This window comes from Rhodoglobus sp. G.S.4 (genome assembly GCF_056619605.1).
Genome location: NZ_CM152748.1, coordinates 2,644,644 through 2,660,869 on the forward strand (window position 1 = coordinate 2,644,644; position 16,226 = coordinate 2,660,869).

Below are 16,226 nucleotides of genomic sequence, written 5' to 3' on the forward strand. Positions count from 1 at the left end.
CAACAGTGATGACATTGTTGTTGGTGCTCGCTATGATGAAGACGTGGACGCAAAAACTTCAGCAAAAGAGCAGACATCAAAGCGACTAGATCGAGCCAGTATCGTGCGAGCAGGTCTCGAAATTGCGTCGCGCCCCCACAACACCGCTGTCTCGGTGCGTGCCCTAGGAACAGAACTCGGTGTCGACCCGACCGCGGTTTATCGACACTTTAAAAGCAAAGATGACCTCATGCGGGCCCTCCTCGATGAGCTTCAAGCGACCGCGTTGGGCCAGATCACGACAGGCTCCGGATGGCGCGAGCGACTGCGCCATCTCGCGGCGGCCACGCTAGAGACCTACGTCGAGCATCCAGCGATCGCAGTAGAAGCAACAGTGCTCACAACAAATGGGCCGGCAGAAGTCGCGACCATCGAGTTCATCCTTGCCGCACTTTCCGAGGCCGGACTCAGTGGCACTAAGCTCGTGCACCACTACGCGCTCTACTCCTCGTACATTCTCTCGGAGGTCGCCGGCATCGCTCGGGGACGCACAACATCCGACACCGAAACAGAGCTGGACACTTGGTTCGACGGCCCGCTTCTCGTTGACCCGCTGAAATACGTGCACATCGCTTCCGTAGCCGCTGAGCTTCGCAGTTTGCGCGACACGGATATCTTTCGGTTTGGCGTCGATCTCATTCTCGACTCGGCCGCCCGCACCGCCCAACCCGCGGCGGAAGATGCTCCCCAATGAAAGCGATCATTGCCGGTGCAGGAATTGGCGGCCTCGCCACGGCACTCTCGCTACACGCCGTCGGGATCACCGACATCACCATCTACGAGTCCGTGAGCGAACTTCGCCCGCTCGGCGTCGGCATCAATCTCTTGCCCCACGCGGTGCGCGAGCTGACCGAACTGGGCCTCAGCGATGAGCTCGCAGCGCTTGGCGTTCCGACAAGCACCCTGAGCTACTTCAACTGTTTCGGCGATCTCATTTGGTCCGAGCCTCGTGGGCTGGCCGCTGGCTACGCGTGGCCGCAATACTCCGTGCACCGTGGAGAGCTGCAGATGCTTCTTCGAGATGCCGTCGAAGCACGGCTTCCCGGTGCAATTGTGCTCGGCTCGCCCGTCATCAGCACAGAGCCGAAAGGCGCCCGCCAGCTCGTTCGCATCCGCACTCGCACTGGCGCCGGCTCCGAAACCGGCGCTGATCGTGAAGAGGAAGCCGACGTGGTCATCGCCGCCGACGGCATCCACAGTGCTATTCGCAAGCAGCACTATCCCGACGAAGGCGACCCGGTGTGGAACGGGCTCATGCTCTGGCGGGGCACGGCACGCGTGAAGCCATTTCTCGACGGTCGTTCAATGTTTATGGCAGGGGACGGGCGACAAAAATTTGTCGCTTATCCGCTCACAGAAGCTGATGACGACGGACTAGCGCGCATCAACTTCATCGCCGAAAAGCGAGTCGAGGATGATGGACCACGCCGCAATAACTGGAATCTCGCCGTCGACAAACAACGCATCGTCGACCTCTTTCAGGATTGGCAATTTGAGTGGATTGACATTCCCTCCGTCATTGCCGCTGCCGACGAAGTGCTCGAATATCCCATGGTCGATCGCAACCCGGTCGAACGCTGGACCTTTGACCAGCAAACGCTCCTTGGCGATGCCGCCCACGCGATGTATCCGATCGGCTCAAACGGTGCGTCTCAAGCAATCATTGATGCTCGGACAATCGCCAACCAACTCGCCACGGCCGATTCCATCGGTGCGGCGCTCGGCGAGTACGAACGCATTCGCCTTCCCATCACCGCCCAACTCACCCTCAACAATCGGTCGCTTGGACCAGAACGCGTCATGCAACTCGCCTACGAGCGCGCCCCCGAAGGCTTCGCCGACATCAACGACGTTGCTTCCGCCGAAGAGTTGACAGCAATCGCCGACCAGTACAAGCGCGCGGCAGGGTTCAACCCCCAGCTACTGAACGAGCGTCCAACACTCTCCGTCGTGCGAGCAGCGAGCTAACGATGACCCTCACTCCGGCGATTCCTGGCCTTGATGCCGTCTTCGATGTCACCGTTCGAGTCAGCACCGTTTCGGACTATGGATTAACGCGCGCCGGGCACCGGCGAGTGATTGACATTGTCGGCGGGCAGATCACGGGGTCGCTTAACGCGACGATTCTGCCCGGCGGTGCCGACTGGCAACTCGTGAGGCCGGATGGGGCCATCGACATTGACGGACGCTACTCGGCCAAGACGTCAGAGGGCGAACTGATCTACATCGAAGTTTCGGGCGTGCGCAGTGGTACGCCTGACGTTCTCGAAGCCCTCCTCCTCGGCGAGGAGGTCGATCCCACCCAGTACTATTTCCGCACCACGCTCAGGATCGAAACATCGGCCCCCGGGCTGGCACACCTCGAGCACTCACTCTTTGTCGCCTCGTGTGTGCGAGAAGCAGACACCGTGCGTTACCGCGCCTATCGCGTCACGTAAAGTGCCAGCGCGAGGTGAGGCTTCACACCGCGTGCTTACGTCGCTACCCGAACTCTGCGGCAACGTCACGAAGGAACTCGGCACCCCATGCAACTCATCAAACGGGTCTACGGCGAAGCGACCGGTGCGCGTCGATGAGCCCCTACCCCGGTTTCCCCTCACGACAGTGGATGGCGACGTTGTCGACAGCAGTGTGCTCACTCACCAACCACACGTGATTATGTTCATTCGCGGCAACTGGTGCCCGTTCTGCATGGCCCAGATGGCCCAGATCGCCGACCAGTATCGCTAACTCGATCGACGCGGTGTTGCCGTCGCGATCATCAGCCCGCAAAAGCCCGAAGACACTGTTGAGCTTTCGCAACGCTTCGACATTGCCGTGGACTTCTACATTGATGCGGATGGCGCGGCTGCGGCAGCGCTCGACCTCGTGCAATCGGGCGGCACTCCGATCATGTTCAGCGCCGGAGGACAAGCCGACGGCGACACCGTCGTACCGACCGTCATCATCACCGATGGCACCGGAACAGTGCTCTGGGCCGAGCAAACCGACAACCACCGGGTACGGCCAGAACCGACAACGTTCCTGGACGTGCTCGATCAGCACGGCATCCGCGCATGCTAGGCGTCAGCGGCAGCCGGATTCGAATCCGAATCCAGTCGCACCGGCCGCCCGAGCTCTAATGATCTGGTTGCCGCAAGAGCAACTTCTAGGGCCACAAGCGCAGCCGGCGTCGGGCAGAATCGCGGCTCAGCCTCTCGGGCAACGCAGTCGAGAAAGTACTCGAGCTGACGCGCGTAAGGATCCTCGGCTGCCAAGGAAACCCGAGAGTCATGCGCCACTGCCGAGAGCGAGTAGCGCGACATCGCTCGTGAAGCCAGGGTTTCAGCCGCATACTCGTACTGCGCGAAACCTCCCGTGCCCACTACCTCGAGAGAGCTGCGAAACGGCGCACCGCTTGGCAGGTCGGCGTAGCTCAACACTTGCCCAATTCCACCGTCACGGTACGTGATTGTTGTCTCCACCGGGCCCGTCACTGCCTCGCCGATTGCGGACACCTCGACGGGGTCGCCGAGAAGCAGATTCATTTGGTCGAAGTCGTGGATGCCAAAGTCGACGAGCATTCCGCCAGCTTCGGCAAAGTCTCGCAGCCAGTCCGCCCAGTCGGGTTTGCTGCTGAGTCGGGTAGCACGTGCTGACACGAGGCGATCAAGTTTTCCGGCGGCGACATCGTCGGCAAGCTGCCGGTACCCCTCAAAGAACCGCACCACCTGCGCGACCATGAACACTTTTCCGCTGCGTTGAGCCTCATCGCGGATAGCCAGGGCGTCATCCATCGTTAATGCAATCGGCTTCTCAAGCAGAACGTTTTTACCTGCCCGCAATGCGCTCACTGCCAGCTCGCGATGCGTTCCGGTTGGGGTGCAAATTGACACCACATCAATCTCTGGATCGTTGAGCACAACCCCGAAGTCACTGATGACGGATGCCGCTGGTGCCGCTTCCGCCACACCCCCTGTCGTACGGGCAACAACATACTTGATCTGCTCAGCCCGGCCGAGGGATGCCAGAGCGCGGGCATGGGTTGACCCCATCGCGCCGCGACCAACGATCGCGATCCCTGTCATTGTTTCCTCTCGAACACGTTGCCTGGCTGTTCGCGCGCCCGAGAGCAGCGCGGCTACCAGGTTAGAGCGGTACTCGTTCCGCGTCGCGCACCCAGCTATCCGCCACCTCGAGGCGTCCCACTTTTGCGAACGCTAGGAGGGCAGCGCCGATTCGGCCCGCATCCCCGCCAAGGCTAGAGAGCACGACCTCTGGCGCATCGCGCCAGACGAGGTTTTCACGAAGGTGGTGGGTAACGGGGTCGAGCAACGCAGAGCCTGCCTGCGAGAAGCCTCCCCCGAGAACGATGACGCCGGGATCGAGCAGCAACGTGACCGTCGCGAGCCCCTGAGCCAAAGCTCGGGTAGCGTCATCCCACACCGCATCGGCGTCTGGGTCAGTTCCGAGCCGAGCGACGATCTCGCGCGATGATAGTTTGTGCCCTGAGCGGGCAGCATAGCGACGAGCGACGCCGGCACCTGAGACGTACACTTCGAGGCAGCCGCGCTGGCCACAGGCACACAGCTCTCCACCCTGAACGATCGGGATGTGCCCGATCTCGCCGGCAGCTCCGAGAGCTCCACGGATGGGGCCGGTGGCGGAGACCAGCGCCGCCGCCATTCCAGTACCGATGGGGATGAGGGTGAAATCCTCAATGCCTCTAGCTGCCCCTAGTCGGCTTTCGGCCAGTCCCGCGGCGCGCACGTCGTGCCCCACAGCAACGGGGATGCTGAGTTTGCTTTGCAGCTCAGCGAGCAACGGCACGTTTCGCCAGTTCAGATTCGAGGCGTATGTAACGACCCCGGCAAGCTCGTCGACCATGCCAGGAGTGACAACGCCGGCGGCAACGACCCGGCACGAGTGACTCACTGCGTCATCCAGCAGTTCTGCGATAAGCAACAGCAGTGCTTCGATGATTCCTTCGGCGGGGGTGGGTTGCGTTCTCGTCGCTACCGTCTCTCCCTTCGCCGAAACCAGCGAACCTTTTAGCGCGGTGCCACCAAGATCGACGGCGACAACGACATCGGACAACTCGCTCTCGCTCGCAGCACTCACAGTGGTGCCACCGCAGCGTGCATGGCGCGAACCAGTTCTGGTGACGTCACGGTGCGGCTTCCGCTGTCATACAGGGCGGATGCTCCCCCCTGATAACCATTGCTCGCGATCTCGGCGGGTGCCCGAAAGTGGAGTTCGGAGACACCCGTGCGGTTCAGGATCTCTTGAGCATTGTGCGCACGAACGCCACCGCCCGCGAGAATCGTAATGCGTTCGCCTGCCTGCTCCACGAGGGTGGCCATAACATCGGCACCCTCGAGAACACTTGACGCTCCGCCGGAAGTCAGCACTCGGGCAATGCCCAAAGAAATGAGCGTTTCTAGGGCCGCAGGCTGGTCAACAACAAGGTCAAATGCTTTATGGAAGGTGACCGGATGCACGTGGCATGCCTCAACAAGTGCTGACGTCACCGTCACGTCCACCGTTCCCTCAGGCGTGAGGGCGCCGATGACGAAGCCCAGAGTGACGCCCTCCCCGCGAGGCAGGTCCCGCATCGAGTGGATATCGGCAACCATCGCATCAACTTCGGCCGGGGAGTACACGAAGTCTCCCCCGCGTTGACGAATCAGCACCATCACGGTCATCGATGTCAGCGAGGCAAGTATCGACGACACCGTACCGAGACTGGGCGTTATGCCGCCAGTATCGAGAGCCGCACACAACTCAATACGTTGAGCTCCGGCCTTCTCTGCATCAAGTGCTCCGCCAATATCGTCAAGGCATACTTCGAAAATCGTCACGTTATGCTCGCCCTGCTGTGATGGCGCTACGAAGGTCGGCCCCGATTTCGATCTGACCGACTGGCTTTCCGCCGCCGAGCACAGGCACTTGAGCGAACCGAGCGGCCGCTTCGGTGTCGTAGCCGAGCGAGTCAAGAACTGCCAGAGCGATCACGGTGGTGGCCCGCGGGCTACCGTCGATGATCTTCATTGACACAGCAGCACCATCGCTCGTAGCCACTCCGATAACACCCTCAGCGCCACCCTTAGAAAGCGCACCGGGCATGTTCACCATGAGCTCGCTGTTAGCGTGACCGCTGCCTCCCACATAAAACGGGTTCTCACGCATCGCTGCGGCGACCCGACCCGCGGGGGACTCAGGGTCGGCGAGCACGAGCGCGCGGAACGATGCTGCGACTCCGCGCACGGTCGTTCCGAAGAGGGGAGCCCCGCATCCGTCAACCGCGGTATGCGTAGCGACAACACCGGTCATTTCGGCCATCGTCTTCTGAACTTGCTGCTGCAGTGGGTGCGACGGCTCCAAGTAGTCGTCGGTTGACCATCCGTTCACAGCGCAAGCGAGCAACATCGCGGCGTGCTTGCCCGAGCAGTTCATCCGGAGACGGTTGCGGCCTTCGCCCTCACGAATCATGCGCTCAAAAGTTTCTTCATCTTCCGGGCGGTCGATGGGGCATCCGAGTGCATGTTCATCGAGCCCAGCCCGCTTAAGAATGGCGGAGACAATGGCGACGTGGGCATCTTCTCCGGTGTGGCTACCGGCGGCGATCGCCAACTCTGGCCCCGAAAGTTCGGCACCGGCAACGAGACAGGCCATCGCCTGCAAGGGCTTCACAGTCGACCGCGGCAACACTTCGACATCGGGCGCGCCAAGTTCCCAGGCAACACTCCCGTCAGCAGCAAAAGCGAGGAGCGACCCGAAATGGCGGCTCTCGATCATGCCTGAGCGCCGGATGACGGCGAGTTCGGAGAGAGTGCCAGCGGTGAGATCAGACATGGGGTGCTTTCTGTGGTGATGACCCACCAGGAGTGGGGAGGGGCAGTGCCATCGTGGCGCTGGCGACGGTGGTGCGGGTGCGACCGGGCTTCTTCTGCAGTCGAGAGGCTAGCCCCGAAAGGCTTCCGTTGACCAGCAAATAGATGATCGTCACTACGAGGTAAGTCTGAATGAGCAAGTGGTTGAAGCTTGACAGCACTTGACCGCGGTAGAGGAGCTCGGTGAACGCGACGATAAACCCGAGCGATGTGTCTTTCATCAGGCTGACCAGTTGCGTGATCAGCGATGGGGTGACGTTACGCACGGCCTGCGGCAACACGACCAATCTCATGACTTGGCTGCTGCGCAGGCCCAAGCTAAAGGCAGCTTCGGCTTGACCACGCGGCAAGCTCAGGATGCCCGCACGAACGATTTCGGCGAAGACAGCGGCATTGGCAAGAGTGAGAGGAATGGCAAGTTTCCAGAGCACCGGAAAGTTGATGCCCAACTGGGGCAGCCCAAAAAGCATCAGGTAGATCAGTAGCAGCACCGGCACGGTGCGGGCGATCTCAATGTAGCCGGCACAGATCCAGCTCAGCCACCGAATTTTGCTGACCCGGCCGAGCGCGAGAAGCGTTCCAAAGGCAGCACCAAGAACGGCAACGATTGCGGCGGCTTGCAGGGTTCCGAGCAGCCCTACGCCGAGGTACTGCCAGATCGCGAGGTCGAGGAACGGGAGCCACTTGTCGGCATCGAGTTGCCCTCGACTGCCGAACTGCCAGAGCCCGGCGAAGATGATGCCAGCGATGATGAGCGCGCTAATGATCGAGCCGATGATGATTCGGCGACGACCGCGGGGGCCGGGAACCTCATAGAGGTAGGAGGCAACGTTGGTGTTGGTAGTACTCATCGGAGGATCGCCACCTTGCGTTCGATTCGGCCGGCTGTGAGGCCGATGGCGAGAGCAATCAGCATGTACGCGAGACCAGCGCCGGTGAAGATTTCAATGGGCTGCGCATAGACAAGGTTGATCTTGTTGACGCGAGACGTCAGCTCAACAACGCCGACGACTGCTGCCAGAGCGGTGTTCATGGCGAGCGCAATCATGACGTTTCCGAGGGGTTGCACAACGGCGCGGAGCGACTGGGGAATAACAATCAACCGCAGGCTTTGCCACAGCGTAAGACCGAGCGCACGGCTTGCTTCGATCTGTCCGACCGAGACCGTATTGATTCCACTGCGCACTGCCTCGGCAACATAGGCCGCTTCATAGACAGTGAGCACGATGATCGCCGTCGGCAGAAGCGGAAGGATGAGGCCGGCATCCGGAAGAGCAAAGACGGCGAGGAGGAGCAACGCCAAGAGCGGAACGTTGATGAAGAATTGCACGTACAGGAATGCTGCCCGCCGGAGGATTGGGATGGGGCTCACTCGAGCCACCGTCACAAGCACTCCGAGAATCAGGGACCCGACGCCGGCGACGAGCACCATAAGGAGCGTCGTGCCGATTGCGTCGAGGAGAAGCCCTGCGTTCTCCGTGAATATTTCCATCTGTTATCTCCTGGCGTTGCTCCGTGCTCGTTAGGAGCCGGGAACCGATCCGATGGTTGGCGGCGTCGGGATTTCAGATTCGACGACGGTTCCTAGGCTGTACGTCCATGCTTGGCCCCACTGTCCACCCTCTTGGATTTCGAGGAGCCAGTTATTGATGAACTCTTTGAACTCAGCATCGCCGAAGCCGAGACCAATGCCGTAGGGCTCAGCCGTGAACGGCTGTCCAACAACCTTGAGGTCGGAGTTCGCTGCTGCGTTGCTAGCGAGCAGGGTGTAGTCCTGAACGTAAGCATCGCCACGGCCCTGGAGGAGCGCCTGAACTGCCTGCGGGTCAGTTGCGAAGTCAACGAGCTCTGCCGTTGGCTGCTCTTCTGGTACGGCAAGAACGGCCGGAGTGTTGGCGCCAACGATGACGGTCTTGCCGCCGAGGTCGTCGATTCCCGTGATGTCGTCGTTGTCGGCCTTCACTGCAACGGCAAGTCCCGAGCTGAAGTAGGGTCCAGCGAAGCTGATCTGCGCGGCACGCTCTTCAGTGATCGTGTAGGTGTTGAAGACAACGTCGACGGTGCCGTTCTGGAGCAGAGCTTCACGAGTCTCGGATGCCGGTGGCACGATCTCAACGCTGGGCTCACCGAAGATGTAGACCGAGAGCAGCTGCGCGAGGTACGCGTCGAAGCCAGCAACATCATCCGGGTTGGTGGGGTCCTGCTGAGAAAGCAGGGGTGCGTCGAGAGCTTCGCCCACGATGAGGGTTCCGCGGTCGCGGATCTTCTCCATGGTCGAGCCGGGGGTGAAGAGGGCGTCATCGGCAACGGGCGCACCGGCGAGCATCGCCTGAACGTCGGTCATGTCTGCGGCGTCGTTGCCACCGGGAACGTTGCTTGACGAGTCGGTGGAGCAAGCGCTGAGGGCCAGCGCCGTCACGGCGACAGCAGCGCCGAGGACGGCAACCCGTCGGCGTGAGGATCCTGATGTGAACATGTGATTCCTTTTCTCTCGTGGTTGATTGTGCGTGGTTCAGTGATGCAGTGGTGCGTTTGTGCGGGATAGAAGTTAGTGGGCGAGGATCGACGCCAGAAACGTGCGCGCTCGCTCAGACTCGGGGTGGTCAAAGAACTCGGCCGGCGTGTTCTCTTCGACGATCTGACCGGCATCCATGAAGACGACGCGATGGGCAGCTCTGCGGGCAAAACCCATCTCGTGGGTGACGACAACCATCGTCATTCCTTCTGCGGCAAGTGACGTCATCACTTCAAGAACCTCACCGACCATTTCGGGGTCGAGCGCCGAGGTGGGCTCATCGAAGAGCATCACTTTGGGGTGCATCGCCAGGGCGCGGGCGATGGCCGCACGCTGCTGCTGACCGCCGGAAAGTTGGGCGGGAAACTGGTCGGCCTTGTCTGCGATGCCGACCCGGGCGAGCAGTTCGAGAGCTTCGCGCTTGGCGTCGGCCTTGGTCATTTTGAGCACGTTGATCGGGGCGAGAGTGATGTTCTCGAGGATGCTGAGGTGCGCGAAGAGGTTGAAGGACTGGAAGACCATTCCGACTTCGGAGCGCAATTGGGCCAGTTGGGCACCTTCAACGGGCAGTGGCTTGCCGTCGAGGGCGATCTGACCGGAGTCGATCGTTTCGAGTCGGTTGATGGTGCGGCAGAGGGTGGACTTGCCAGAACCGGATGGGCCAACGACCACAACGACTTCGCGTTCGGCGACCTCAAGGTTGATGTTCTGCAGAACGTGCAGTTGGCCGTAGTGCTTGTCGACGGCACGGAGGCTCACCATTGCGGGCGTCGCCGCCTGTGTCTGGGGCTTTTCGCTCTCGCTCATCAGTTCACTCCTTGCATGCGCCGGTGCATCTATTTCGGGGGTATTGCTGGACCCGCCTTCGGGTGGTGTTGAGCGTACTAACTTTTTGTGTTGTGTGCAATTTTGGTGATACTTAGTCCAATAATGCACTAACATGACTCACCACACTCGTACGCAACCCGATCTGATTGGTTCACGATGCCGAAACCTGCGACACCACTACCGTCTACGACGGCTGGATCCCCGGGCGGCATCCTCACCCTTGTAAGAAACGGCCGCGCTACTTCTCGGGCCGAGGTCGCTCGAGCAACCGGACTCTCCCCGACAACGGTCGCTGTGAGAGTCGAACTCCTCATCGAGGCTGGGTACCTCCGGGAGGCGGGGAATGGCGATTCTCATGGAGGCCGACGGCCACGGCAACTTGAAGTCGATCCCAGAGGAGGCCTCATCATTGGCGTCGACCTCGGCGCTCGCCATGCATCATTCGGGCTCTTCGATATGCGAGCACAGCGCATTGCTGACCATCATGTCGACATTGACATTGCGGAAGGTCCGGATGTGATCCTTCCGTGGGTTGTGGCACTCGCGCTACGATTGGTAACCGAAAACGCGCCGTTCGGCCAACGACTTATCGGTATCGGGTTGGGTCTCCCGGGGCCCGTTAGCCAGCCAGAGGGCATTCTGACCTCACCATCGCGAATGCCTGGATGGGACGGGCTCGACGTCGCCGCCGAAATCACTCGACTTTCTGGCGTACCTGCCGTTGTCGATAACGACGCCAACCTCATGGCGCTGGGCGAACACATCAGCCGCGGCGAAGATGTCGACGACTTCGTTTTCATCAAGGCAGGTTCCAGCATCGGCGGGGGCGTGATCGTTGGCGGCGAGCTGCACCACGGTCACCACGGAATGGCTGGCGATATCAGCCACGTCACCGTTCACGGCGCACCTGCAACACCCTGCTCATGCGGCAGGAACGGATGCTTGGATGCCGTCGCAGGTGGGGCAGCAATCGTCACCAGCCTTCAGGCAGCTTCGGTCACCGTCAGCGACACCCTCGACGTGCTCGAACTCGCCCGAAACGGACACCCACTCGCCACCCAAATGCTGCGAGAAGCGGGCATCCGCACCGGCACCGTACTGGCGACAGTCGTCAACTTCTCCAACCCGCAGCGCATTGTTCTTGGCGGAACCTTGAGTGAGGCTGGAGCCTTCCTCGGCGGCGTGAAATCGGCAATCTACACAGAGTGCCTCCCGCTTGCCACCGAGGGACTAGAAGTCGAAGTCAGTCAGGCCAAAGAAAACGGCGGAATCATCGGCGCCGCCCGTGTAGTGCTCGACAAGCTCCTCGATGCTGAAACCGTCAATCGGCGAGTATCTGAATGAGCGGGGTACTCGACTCCTTCGCCCTCGACGGGCGGGTTGCGCTCGTGACCGGAGCGAACCGCGGCATCGGCCGCGCCCTAGCTCAGGCTCTCGGTGAGGCAGGCGCTACGGTAGCCGTCACGGCGCGAGCCCAAAGTGATGCGGATGCAGCTGCCGCAGAGCTAACTCAGCTGGGTATCCGTGCTATCGGGATCGCCCTCGATGTCACTGATGTGAGCTCTGTCGACACGGCAATCTCGCGGGTTATCCAGGAACTCGGAAGCCTCGACATCCTTGTCAACAATGCCGGCATCAGTATTGGCGGAGCCGCGTTTGACGTCGCTGACGAGGTGTGGCGCGAAGTGATGTCTACGAATCTTGACGGCGTGTGGAACTGCAGTCGAGCTGCCGGTCGCCACATGGCCGCTCACGGCGGTGGCACCATCGTCAACGTCGGTTCAATGTCGGCGGAGATCGTCAACCAACCGCGCTGGCAAGCCTCCTACCTTGCGTCAAAAGCCGGAGTGCACCAGCTCACTAAAGCGCTCGCCGCCGAATGGGCACCCCACGGAATCCGCGTGAACGCGATCGCGCCGGGCTACATCCTCACCGAAGCATCCCCCGTCGATCAGCCCGAATATCAGGCAACGTGCGTTGAACCGGCCGCGCTCAAACGCTACGGACTGCCCTCAGAACTGGGCCCAATAACAGTGCTCCTCGCCAGTGACGCGTCGAGTTTCATGACCGGATCAATCGTTACGGTCGACGGCGGCTACACACTGTTTTAGCCCTTCGCCTCGAAGTTTCCCCCTCGTCACCGTCACCTCTAAGGAGTACCCCTATGGCCGAAGTCGTCATTGTCGACAACCGCGAGCACGCAGGTGCACTCGCTTCAGCTGCCATCCGTTCGCTCATCACGCAGCGCCCGAATGCTGTGCTCGGCCTCGCAACAGGATCAACGCCATTGCCCATTTACCACGCACTGGCCCATTCCCTCCGCGAGCATCCACTCGATGTTTCCGCTGTCAGAGGGTTCGCCCTCGACGAGTACGTTGGTCTTCCTGAAGGACACCCCGAGAGCTACCGCGCGGTCATCACCCGCGAAGTCGTAGAACCCCTCGGCCTCAACCCCGCTCTGGTGCGACTGCCAGGAGACACCAGCGCATCCATCGAATCCGCAGGAAGCGACTACGAACGTGACATCGTTGATGCTGGCGGAATCGACCTTCAGATTCTCGGAATTGGCGGCACAGGCCACATCGGCTTCAACGAACCCGGTTCATCATTCGCCTCGCTCACACGAATCAAGACACTGACCGAGCGAACACGTCAGGACAACGCGCGGTTTTTTGACAGCATCGACGATGTTCCGCGGCACTGCCTCACTCAAGGTCTCGGCACCATTCTGCGCGCGCGACACCTCGTGCTGCTCGCTTTCGGAGAAGGCAAGGCACATGCGATCGCTGCGGCTGTTGAGGGGCCGCTGACCGCGAGCCAACCCGGGAGTGCAATTCAGCTGCATCCCCACGTCACTGTGCTTGTCGACGAAGCCGCGGCATCCCAGCTTCAGAATGCTGACTACTACCGCTACACCTGGGCAAATCGACCCGCCTGGCAGAGTATCTAGTTCGTGGTCTAGTTGCTGGGTTCGTCAGACGTTGGCTCGCCGCCCGAGGCGAACTGTTCGTGGTGATGAATAACTTCGGCGACCACAAAGTTGAACCACTTCTCGGCGAACGCCGGGTCGAGGTGCGATTCCTCAGCGAGCGACCGTAGCCGTGCAATCTGGGTGCGTTCACGAGCGGGGTCAGATGCCGGCAAGCCCTTAGTAGCTTTGAGCCGACCAACCTGCTGCGTGTACTTGAAACGCTCAGAAAGCAAATGGATGAGGGCTGCATCAATGTTGTCGATGCTGCGTCGCGCACCCAACAGCTGCTCCCGAACCTCGGGGTCAACCTCGGTGGGGGTGCTGTCGATGCCGGTGTCTTCTGCGCCCTGCTCTCCTGCTGCCATACAACGACTTTAGAGCGTGTGGGGGCTGCGTGTTTGCCACATGACCTGCCTGCGGCCAGTTGAAGGTGGAAGACTGGTTCGCATGAATGATCGCGCAGGCACAACAGCCCAGGCATCCGACCTCATTGATGTGAACGAACTTGTGGGGGCGTATTACGCGCTGGTTCCGGATGTGTCGATCCCGGAGCAGCGCGTTGTGTTCGGCACGAGCGGCCACCGTGGTTCCTCGCTAGATACTGCTTTCAATGAAGTGCACATCGCCGCCATCACGCAGGCGATCGTGGAATATCGCGCCTCCCAAGGCATCTCAGGGCCACTGTTTATTGGCCGCGACACCCATGCGCTGTCCCGACCAGCCGAAACCACAGCCCTCGAAGTTCTTGCCGCAAACGATGTGCACGCGCTCAAAGACACGTTCGACGACTACGTTCCTACCCCGGCCCTCAGCCACGCGATTATCGCCTACAACGCAGCGGGTCACACTGACCAGGCAGATGGCATCATCATCACCCCCAGCCACAATCCTCCTCGCGACGGCGGCTTCAAATACAATCCGCCCCACGGTGGGCCAGCCGACAGCGATGCCACGGGATGGATCGCCGATCGGGCAAACACGATCATCGCCGCGGGCAACCACGATGTGAAGCGCGCGGTCGCCGCGGGGGCCGAATACACGCCAGCGGGCAGCTACGACTTTCGCGGACGCTATGTTGACGATCTCGAAAACATTATCGATATCGACGCAATTCGCACGGCCGGCATCCGCATCGGCGCTGATCCGCTCGGTGGTGCCAGCGTCAACTATTGGAAGCTCATCGCCGAGAAGTACAACCTCGATCTGACGGTGGTTAATCCCACAGTCGACCCGACGTGGTCGTTCATGACGCTCGACTGGGATGGCAAGATCCGCATGGATCCGTCGTCACAGTCTGCAATGGCCTCCGTCGTTGCCCGCCGTGAGGAGTACGACATCCTCACCGGCAACGATGCCGACGCCGACCGTCACGGAATCGTCACTCCCGACGGCGGCCTCATGAACCCCAACCACTATTTAGCCGTTGCGATCCACTACCTCTACACGCACCGCGAGGGGTGGAATCTGGATGCCGCGATCGGCAAAACCCTGGTCTCCAGCTCGATGATCGACCGGGTTGCGGCCGCACTGGGCCGCGACCTCTGGGAGGTGCCGGTCGGCTTCAAGTGGTTTGTTCCCGGCCTGGTCGACGGGTCAGTCGCGTTCGGCGGCGAGGAGAGCGCGGGTGCAAGTTTTCTGCGAAAAGATGGATCGACGTGGACGACAGACAAAGACGGCATCCTGCTCGCACTCCTTGCGAGCGAAATTCTTGCGGTCACCGGGAAGACTCCGTCAGTGCTCTACGCAGAACTCGTCGAAGAGTTCGGCGACCCAGCCTATGAACGAGTGGATGCCGCAGCCACGAAGGCGCAGAAAGCGAAGCTGGGCAAGTTGAGCGGTGCGGCAATCGCGGCCACCGAGCTCGCCGGAGATCCGATCATCGCAAAGCTTTCGGAGGCACCGGGCAATGGAGCATCAATCGGCGGGGTGAAGGTGACGACCGAGTTTGCGTGGTTCGCTGCTCGCCCGAGCGGCACCGAGGATGTCTACAAGATCTATGGCGAATCGTTCAAGGGTGCTGAACACTTGCGTCGAGTGCAGGCCGAGGCGAAGTCGATCGTGGATGCGGCCCTGAACTCGTAGGTTCGCCGCTCGTTACGGAATGCTCCAGAAGTGCCCAGTAGCGCCCGGGTGATCGACCGTGATGGTTGTGTCGAGATCGCGATAGTTGGTGTCAAGATTGTGGCCAACCATTTTGATGGTGGTCACGCCGTCAACGGTTGATACTGCCGACACCACTTGAATGTGGTCGAGGTAGTTGTTGTCGTTCCAGTCGAACACGACGAGATCGCCGACTTTCGCTTGATCGCGCTGGTCGAAGGTCAATTGGGTTGCGCCGAGCTCGGGGTTCGAGAGCAGCCAGTTCTCCATGGTTGGCACGTAGCCCCACGCTCCGCTCCAGTCTGCGGCGGCGTTGTGGTTGAACCATTCAGAGGTCATTTTCCAGCCGCGCATGAGCAGTGACTGGCTAGCGAAGTTGGCGCAGTCGCCGCCGACAGGGTTGAGGTCACCGTATTCAGCGATGTTGTAGTCCTGCCAGTGAGCCAGCAGATACTGCATCTGTTTGTCGACCGGGGTGGATGCGGCGTAGCTGTATTCGAGAGGTGTCTCAGAGGGGAGAACTTCCGCATCCACCATCACTTCAATGGCTACGGTTGCTGGCTGAAAGTCTAGGGCGGAGGGCACGATGGCCGTCAGTGTTTCGCTGTCAGCAACAACAATGTTGGTGGCGGGGATGCCGCCGAAAGTGACGGCGGTAACGTCGTCGAGGGCCACGCCGGTGATCTCGATCGACTCGCCACCGACGAGTGTTCCTGTCAGCGCACTGGCCCCCAGAACTTCGGGTGTTGGCGGTGCTACTTCTGCAACATCTTCGCCTATCGGTGCGGCGGTTTCTGGAACCGGAGCCGCCAGAATCACAAAGGCGGTGATGGCTGCCACGACACCGAGAGCGGCAGCGGCAACGCCCAGGCGGCGGATCAGAAAGGTGGAAGGCACTAAG

19 protein-coding genes are annotated in these 16,226 nt (G+C 60.9%); 9 read left to right on the forward strand and 10 right to left on the reverse strand.

The window, feature by feature from the left end; genetic code table 11:
- Nucleotides 1–43: 43 nt before the first annotated feature.
- From AC061P_RS13060 to AC061P_RS13080, 5 genes are all read left to right on the forward strand, one after another.
- A complete protein-coding gene (locus AC061P_RS13060; protein WP_480391399.1) occupies nt 44–733 on the forward strand; it encodes a TetR/AcrR family transcriptional regulator in 690 nt (229 codons plus the stop codon).
- A complete protein-coding gene (locus tag AC061P_RS13065; RefSeq protein ID WP_480391400.1) occupies nt 730–2,007 on the forward strand; it encodes a flavin-dependent oxidoreductase in 1,278 nt (425 codons plus the stop codon). Before AC061P_RS13060 ends, AC061P_RS13065 begins: the two co-directional genes overlap by 4 nt.
- 2 nt (nt 2,008–2,009) lie before the next feature.
- Nucleotides 2,010–2,477: a DUF3237 domain-containing protein gene (locus tag AC061P_RS13070; protein ID WP_480391401.1), complete on the forward strand. Its 468-nt coding sequence runs from the start codon at nt 2,010–2,012 to the stop codon at nt 2,475–2,477.
- A 31-nt stretch (nt 2,478–2,508) separates the two neighbouring features.
- The gene (locus tag AC061P_RS13075; RefSeq protein WP_480391402.1) at nt 2,509–2,769 is read left to right on the forward strand and encodes a peroxiredoxin family protein; all 261 of its coding nucleotides are present in this window, start codon (nt 2,509–2,511) and stop codon (nt 2,767–2,769) included.
- An 87-nt stretch (nt 2,770–2,856) separates the two neighbouring features.
- Entirely contained in the window at nt 2,857–3,102 is a 246-nt protein-coding gene (locus tag AC061P_RS13080) for a hypothetical protein (protein ID WP_480391403.1), read from the forward strand.
- Here the strand turns inward: AC061P_RS13080 and AC061P_RS13085 are convergent.
- The 8 genes from AC061P_RS13085 to AC061P_RS13120 all read right to left on the reverse strand — a co-directional run bounded on the left by AC061P_RS13085 (nt 3,099) and on the right by AC061P_RS13120 (nt 10,233).
- Complete coding sequence (locus AC061P_RS13085) at nt 3,099–4,106, reverse strand: Gfo/Idh/MocA family protein (protein WP_480391404.1); 1,008 nt, start codon at nt 4,104–4,106, stop codon at nt 3,099–3,101. The two genes, AC061P_RS13080 and AC061P_RS13085, sit on opposite strands and share 4 nt — an antisense overlap.
- A gap of 61 nt (nt 4,107–4,167) precedes the next feature.
- A complete protein-coding gene (locus AC061P_RS13090) occupies nt 4,168–5,139 on the reverse strand; it encodes an ROK family protein (RefSeq protein ID WP_449647674.1) in 972 nt (323 codons plus the stop codon).
- Entirely contained in the window at nt 5,136–5,879 is a 744-nt protein-coding gene (locus tag AC061P_RS13095; protein ID WP_480391405.1) for a copper homeostasis protein CutC, read from the reverse strand. Before AC061P_RS13095 ends, AC061P_RS13090 begins: the two co-directional genes overlap by 4 nt.
- 1 nt (nt 5,880) lies before the next feature.
- Nucleotides 5,881–6,873: an asparaginase gene (locus AC061P_RS13100; protein WP_480391406.1), complete on the reverse strand. Its 993-nt coding sequence runs from the start codon at nt 6,871–6,873 to the stop codon at nt 5,881–5,883.
- On the reverse strand, nt 6,866–7,762 hold the full coding sequence (locus AC061P_RS13105) for an amino acid ABC transporter permease (RefSeq protein WP_480391407.1): 897 nt from the start codon (nt 7,760–7,762) through the stop codon (nt 6,866–6,868). Before AC061P_RS13105 ends, AC061P_RS13100 begins: the two co-directional genes overlap by 8 nt.
- Nucleotides 7,759–8,403 carry an amino acid ABC transporter permease gene (locus AC061P_RS13110; protein ID WP_449647678.1) on the reverse strand — a complete coding sequence of 215 codons (645 nt, stop codon included), beginning with the start codon at nt 8,401–8,403 and terminating at the stop codon, nt 7,759–7,761. The genes AC061P_RS13105 and AC061P_RS13110 overlap by 4 nt, the downstream gene beginning before the upstream one ends.
- A 30-nt stretch (nt 8,404–8,433) precedes the next feature.
- Nucleotides 8,434–9,387, reverse strand: coding sequence for a glutamate ABC transporter substrate-binding protein (locus tag AC061P_RS13115; RefSeq protein ID WP_449647679.1), 954 nt, complete (start codon nt 9,385–9,387; stop codon nt 8,434–8,436).
- A gap of 72 nt (nt 9,388–9,459) precedes the next feature.
- A complete protein-coding gene (locus AC061P_RS13120) occupies nt 9,460–10,233 on the reverse strand; it encodes an amino acid ABC transporter ATP-binding protein (RefSeq protein WP_480391408.1) in 774 nt (257 codons plus the stop codon).
- 177 nt (nt 10,234–10,410) lie between these two features.
- On the opposite strand from AC061P_RS13120, the gene AC061P_RS13125 reads away from it, so the two are divergent.
- Genes AC061P_RS13125 through AC061P_RS13135 form a run of 3 tightly spaced genes read left to right on the forward strand, consistent with a single transcriptional unit; the run spans nt 10,411 to nt 13,204 of the window.
- Complete coding sequence (locus tag AC061P_RS13125) at nt 10,411–11,598, forward strand: ROK family transcriptional regulator (RefSeq protein WP_480391409.1); 1,188 nt, start codon at nt 10,411–10,413, stop codon at nt 11,596–11,598.
- Nucleotides 11,595–12,365: an SDR family NAD(P)-dependent oxidoreductase gene (locus AC061P_RS13130; protein WP_449647682.1), complete on the forward strand. Its 771-nt coding sequence runs from the start codon at nt 11,595–11,597 to the stop codon at nt 12,363–12,365. The genes AC061P_RS13125 and AC061P_RS13130 overlap by 4 nt, the downstream gene beginning before the upstream one ends.
- A 53-nt stretch (nt 12,366–12,418) precedes the next feature.
- A complete protein-coding gene (locus AC061P_RS13135) occupies nt 12,419–13,204 on the forward strand; it encodes a glucosamine-6-phosphate deaminase (protein ID WP_480391410.1) in 786 nt (261 codons plus the stop codon).
- Nucleotides 13,205–13,212: 8 nt separating this feature from the next.
- Here AC061P_RS13135 and AC061P_RS13140 read toward each other — a convergent pair whose 3' ends face one another.
- Nucleotides 13,213–13,590, reverse strand: a complete 378-nt coding sequence (locus tag AC061P_RS13140) for a chorismate mutase (RefSeq protein ID WP_480391411.1) — start codon at nt 13,588–13,590, stop codon at nt 13,213–13,215.
- An 82-nt stretch (nt 13,591–13,672) separates the two neighbouring features.
- Here AC061P_RS13140 and pgm point away from each other — a divergent pair, with 82 nt between their 5' ends.
- Entirely contained in the window at nt 13,673–15,307 is a 1,635-nt protein-coding gene (gene pgm / locus AC061P_RS13145; RefSeq protein WP_480391412.1) for a phosphoglucomutase (alpha-D-glucose-1,6-bisphosphate-dependent), read from the forward strand.
- Nucleotides 15,308–15,319: 12 nt separating this feature from the next.
- On the opposite strand, the gene AC061P_RS13150 is transcribed toward pgm, so the two are convergent.
- Entirely contained in the window at nt 15,320–16,222 is a 903-nt protein-coding gene (locus tag AC061P_RS13150; protein ID WP_480391413.1) for an amidase domain-containing protein, read from the reverse strand.
- Nucleotides 16,223–16,226: the final 4 nt, after the last annotated feature.

Excerpts from the sequence above, each read along its gene's own strand:
- AC061P_RS13130 (WP_449647682.1), top strand. The coding sequence starts at position 11,595 with ATGAGCGGGGTACTCGACTCCTTCGCCCTCGACGGGCGGGTTGCGCTC.
- AC061P_RS13110 (WP_449647678.1), bottom strand. The coding sequence starts at position 8,403 with ATGGAAATATTCACGGAGAACGCAGGGCTTCTCCTCGACGCAATCGGC.
- AC061P_RS13125 (WP_480391409.1), top strand. The coding sequence starts at position 10,411 with ATGCCGAAACCTGCGACACCACTACCGTCTACGACGGCTGGATCCCCG.
- AC061P_RS13070 (WP_480391401.1), top strand. The coding sequence starts at position 2,010 with ATGACCCTCACTCCGGCGATTCCTGGCCTTGATGCCGTCTTCGATGTC.
- AC061P_RS13105 (WP_480391407.1), bottom strand. The coding sequence starts at position 7,762 with ATGAGTACTACCAACACCAACGTTGCCTCCTACCTCTATGAGGTTCCC.
- AC061P_RS13120 (WP_480391408.1), bottom strand. The coding sequence starts at position 10,233 with ATGAGCGAGAGCGAAAAGCCCCAGACACAGGCGGCGACGCCCGCAATG.
- AC061P_RS13140 (WP_480391411.1), bottom strand. The coding sequence starts at position 13,590 with ATGGCAGCAGGAGAGCAGGGCGCAGAAGACACCGGCATCGACAGCACC.
- AC061P_RS13065 (WP_480391400.1), top strand. The coding sequence starts at position 730 with ATGAAAGCGATCATTGCCGGTGCAGGAATTGGCGGCCTCGCCACGGCA.
- pgm (WP_480391412.1), top strand. The coding sequence starts at position 13,673 with ATGAATGATCGCGCAGGCACAACAGCCCAGGCATCCGACCTCATTGAT.
- AC061P_RS13100 (WP_480391406.1), bottom strand. The coding sequence starts at position 6,873 with ATGTCTGATCTCACCGCTGGCACTCTCTCCGAACTCGCCGTCATCCGG.
- AC061P_RS13135 (WP_480391410.1), top strand. The coding sequence starts at position 12,419 with ATGGCCGAAGTCGTCATTGTCGACAACCGCGAGCACGCAGGTGCACTC.
- AC061P_RS13115 (WP_449647679.1), bottom strand. The coding sequence starts at position 9,387 with ATGTTCACATCAGGATCCTCACGCCGACGGGTTGCCGTCCTCGGCGCT.
- AC061P_RS13085 (WP_480391404.1), bottom strand. The coding sequence starts at position 4,106 with ATGACAGGGATCGCGATCGTTGGTCGCGGCGCGATGGGGTCAACCCAT.